The organism is Porticoccus sp. (genome assembly GCF_041592135.1).
Classification (GTDB): domain Bacteria; phylum Pseudomonadota; class Gammaproteobacteria; order Pseudomonadales; family Porticoccaceae; genus Porticoccus.
This window is the reverse complement of record NZ_JBFHQR010000170.1, coordinates 1-3925: the sequence shown is the minus strand read 5'-3', so window position 1 is coordinate 3925 and position 3925 is coordinate 1. Positions and strand designations below refer to the sequence as shown.

General features: G+C 57.1%; 2 protein-coding genes and 1 tRNA gene. All 3 read left to right on the top strand.

Annotated elements, in window-relative coordinates; translation table 11 throughout:
* Nucleotides 1–8: 8 nt before the first annotated feature.
* The 3 genes from csrA to ABY948_RS11485 all read left to right on the top strand — a co-directional run bounded on the left by csrA (nt 9) and on the right by ABY948_RS11485 (nt 3704).
* A complete protein-coding gene (csrA, locus tag ABY948_RS11495; protein WP_461482675.1) occupies nt 9–188 on the top strand; it encodes a carbon storage regulator CsrA in 180 nt (59 codons plus the stop codon).
* Between the two features lie 317 nt (nt 189–505).
* Nucleotides 506–596 (top strand) — tRNA-Ser (locus ABY948_RS11490).
* 687 nt (nt 597–1283) lie between these two features.
* The gene (locus tag ABY948_RS11485) at nt 1284–3704 is read left to right on the top strand and encodes a M4 family metallopeptidase (protein ID WP_461482674.1); all 2421 of its coding nucleotides are present in this window, start codon (nt 1284–1286) and stop codon (nt 3702–3704) included.
* Nucleotides 3705–3925: the final 221 nt, after the last annotated feature.

The following is a 3925-nucleotide window of genomic DNA, read 5'->3' as shown; positions in this document are numbered from 1 at the left end:
GCTAAACCATGTTAATTCTTACCCGTCGAGTCGGCGAGACACTCATCATTGGTGATGACGTCAGTGTGACCGTGCTGGGAGTCAAGGGCAATCAGGTTCGCCTGGGCGTCAATGCACCCAAAGATGTGAGTGTTCACAGAGAAGAGATTTACCAACGGATTCAACAGGAGAAGGGGGCTCAGGAGTAACGCAAACCCCCTTTGATTTTCCCGTTGGTATGTTATCATGCCGCCACTTTTGAGAGGCGGCATGATTCCCTCCTTAAGTCGTTAAAAATCAACCATAGAATTCAAGCAATGGCAGCCCGTGGCGGTTATTGCACGCCGTGGTCAGCGGCAGAAAATACAATGTAGTGACAGTTCTGGTGAGGTGGTCGACAAGTTGCAAGGCAACTTGGGCGACCGCAGGTCGATCCCGCAAGGGACGAGGGCTCAAAGCCCGAAGCAATGCGCGACCGGAGCGCCTCGCGAGGAAAAGAAGTAAACACAGTAAGTCAAAAGCTTTAGGTGAGGTGGCCGAGTGGTCGAAGGCGCTCCCCTGCTAAGGGAGTATAGGCTTATCCCCTATCGAGGGTTCGAATCCCTCCCTCACCGCCATAAATAAAAAACCCGGCTTTTTAAGCCGGGTTTTTTATTTATCCGTGACGGGCGATCAGGATGCGAACCCCGTTCGACAAAATGGCGCCAGCCGTTTTGGGCGCCGGAGCCCGCGACGGCGGGGTGAAACCCCGAGCCGCTTAGCGGCGAGCCAATCCCGACCGAGTTTATCGAGTGTGCTGCTGTATCAAACCCGGCCCTGCGCCGGGTTTTTTATTTATCCGTGACGGGCGATCAGGATGAGAACCCCGTTCGACAAAATGGCGCCAGCCATTTTGGGCGCCGGAGCACACGACGGCGGGGTGAAACCCCAAGCCGCAGGCGAGCCAATCCCGACCAAATCGGTCGAGTGTGCTGATACTGTATCGAGCCCGGCTCTATGCCGGGTTTTTTTATTTATCCGTGACGGGATATCAGGATGAGTCTACTTGGGCGAGCCATTCCATCCCGCGATCCATCGTCGTGCTGATACGGTATTGAACCAGGCCATGCGCCGGATTTGTTATTTTCCTTGGCGGTGAAGTGCGGAAAAACTCCCCCACTCTACTCAATGGCAGGAATGTGCGACCGGGGGTTGTATCCCTGCAGTCTTTTTTGGCGAGATAGGCTTATATTTGTCAGTTAGATGGAATACTCGCAAAATATGCCGTGTCCGGTTAGCCAGCCGGCGTGACGAGGGGGAGAGTCATGTTTACCAACACAACCTATCGCTTGCTGCTGGGCCTGGTGCTGGCTTTTGCCATGCCGTTGGCCGGTGCTGCGGACTTGCACAATCTGCGCCAGGCCTCACAGATCCTGTCAGAGCTCAAACAGGGAAATGGCGACGCTGCTGCTCCGGCATTTCGCGCGGCACTGGGGCTTTCCGGTGATGAGAAGCTGGAAATGGTACGCAGCTACGATGATGGCCTCGGAGGCACTGTGACCCGTTATCGCCAGACATTCCGGGGTGTTCCGGTGTGGGGCGAACAAATTGTGGTCGGCCGCGAGGGCACCGGCAAGGTCAAGAGCATTCATGGGCGCAGCGTGAGTGGATTGGCTGTCGAGTTGAAACAGTTACAGCCCGCATTTTCCGATGAAGACGCGCTCTCCGCCATGCAGGATCGGGTTCGTTTGGGGTTCGGTAATAACGAGCCGGTCTATGCCAACGAAAAAAGTGAGCTGGTGATTTACCTGGACGACGGCACCCCGAGACTGAGTTACGCGGTGTCCTTTTTTGTCGATACGGAAACAGGCGGTCAGCCGACCCGGCCGACCTTTATCGTCGATGCCATCAGCGGTGACGTGCTCCACGAGTTCGATGGTCTCGCCCATGCCGACCCGGTTTGCACCAGTGACTGTACCCTGCTGAATCAAACTAACCTTTCCGGCAGCAAAAGGCGCTGGCAATATTATTCCGTCACCGTTCCCGCCGATGTTCCGGAAAATGCTCAGCTGGAAATCACCATTTCCGGGGGCAGTGGCGATGCCGACCTCTATGTGCGCCTGGGGGCTGATCCCACCACAAGTCTTTACGATTGCCGCCCTTACCTGGCGGGCAATAATGAGCAGTGTACGCTGCCGGCCAAGGCGGGGGACAACTGGCATATCGGTCTCTATCCCTTTCGCAATTTCAGCGGTGTCACCCTGGTGGCCCGGGTCAAACTGCTGACCCCGGTCAATGGCACCGGCCCCGGTGGCAATGAAAAAGTCGGTGAATATCAATATGGCTTCGACTACAGCCACTTGGCTGTGGTCACCGAGGATGGCGCCACCTGCACCATGGACAACGCCAATGTGAAGACGGTCGACCTGAACCACGGCACCAGTGGTTCAACCGCCTACAGCTTCGGCTGCCCTCAAAACACCTACAAAGCCATCAACGGGGCCTACAGCCCCCTGAATGACGCTCACTACTTCGGCGGCGTGGTCTACGACATGTATCAGGATTACGTCGGTCAACCGCCACTGACGTTCCAGCTGACCATGAAGGTGCATTACAGCACCAACTACCAGAACGCCTTCTGGGACGGCTCCGCCATGACCTTCGGCGATGGTGGCTCCACGTTCTATCCGTTGGTGAGCCTGGATGTGTCGTCCCACGAGGTCAGCCACGGTTTCACCGAGCAGAACTCCAACCTTACCTACTCCGGCGAATCCGGTGGCATCAACGAGGCCTTCTCGGATATGGCCGGCGAGGCGGCGGAATTTTTCATGCGCGGTCAAAACGACTTCCTGGTGGGCTGGGAAATCTTCAAATCGGCAAATGGCGCCCTGCGCTATATGTGTAACCCTACCCAGGATGGAAGTTCCATTGACCACGTTGATCAGTATTACGGTGGCCTGGATGTCCACTACTCCAGCGGTGTCTACAACAAGGCCTTCTGTGTGCTGGCCAAGTCTTCCGGCTGGGATACCCAAACCGCCTTCCAGGCATTTGCCCGCGCCAATGAGTTTTACTGGACCGCCAATACCGACTTCGCGTCCGGCGCCCAGGGTGTGGTCGATGCCGCCGGTGACTTCGGTTTTGACCCCCAGGCCGTGATTGACGCCTTTGCAGTGGTGGGTATCAGCGGCTTGACGGTGCCGGGCGAGGCAACACCGCCCGCCGAGCCCAACGGCCTTTCCGCCAGCGCGGTATCCCACAGCCAGATCAACCTGAGCTGGACGGACAACTCGGATAACGAGGACGGTTTCCGCATTGAACGGGCCAGTGGCGGCGGCAGCTTTGCGGTGGTGGGTAGCGTCGGTGCCAATGTCACCAGCTATAGCGACTCCAGTCTGGATGCCGACACCGCCTACAGCTATCGGGTGATGGCTTTCAGCAATAGCGACGGCGATTCCGGCTATTCCAATACCGCTGCTGCGACCACCAATCCCGCTCCCGAACCGGCGCCGATCACGCTGAATGCCGCCGGCTACAAGATCAAGGGGGTGAAACACGCCGACCTGAGCTGGAGCGGCAACAGCGGCAACGTGGATATCTACCGCGACTCAACCCTTCTACGCACCGATATCGGCGGCAGCTCGATCACCGATAATATCGGCACCAAGGGTGCTGGCAGTTACATCTACCAGGTCTGTGAAACCGGGACAGCGGTCTGTTCCGGCGAGGTCCCGGTAATCTTCTGATAGCGGTGCAGCGAATGCCGGGGGGCGTTTCCCATAAAAAGCGTCGCCCGGGAAGCTGATCCTGTTCGGCACAGCGGTTTGCCGGGGGCGGCGGGGTCCCGAATTAGTTGACTAGGGCCTGTTCACACTAATTTGGTTGCCTCTGTTGTGACTAAAAAAGCGCCAATCTAGGCGCGAGAAATGAATTTAGTGGTTCTAACTGAGTGACGAGCAACGACGAG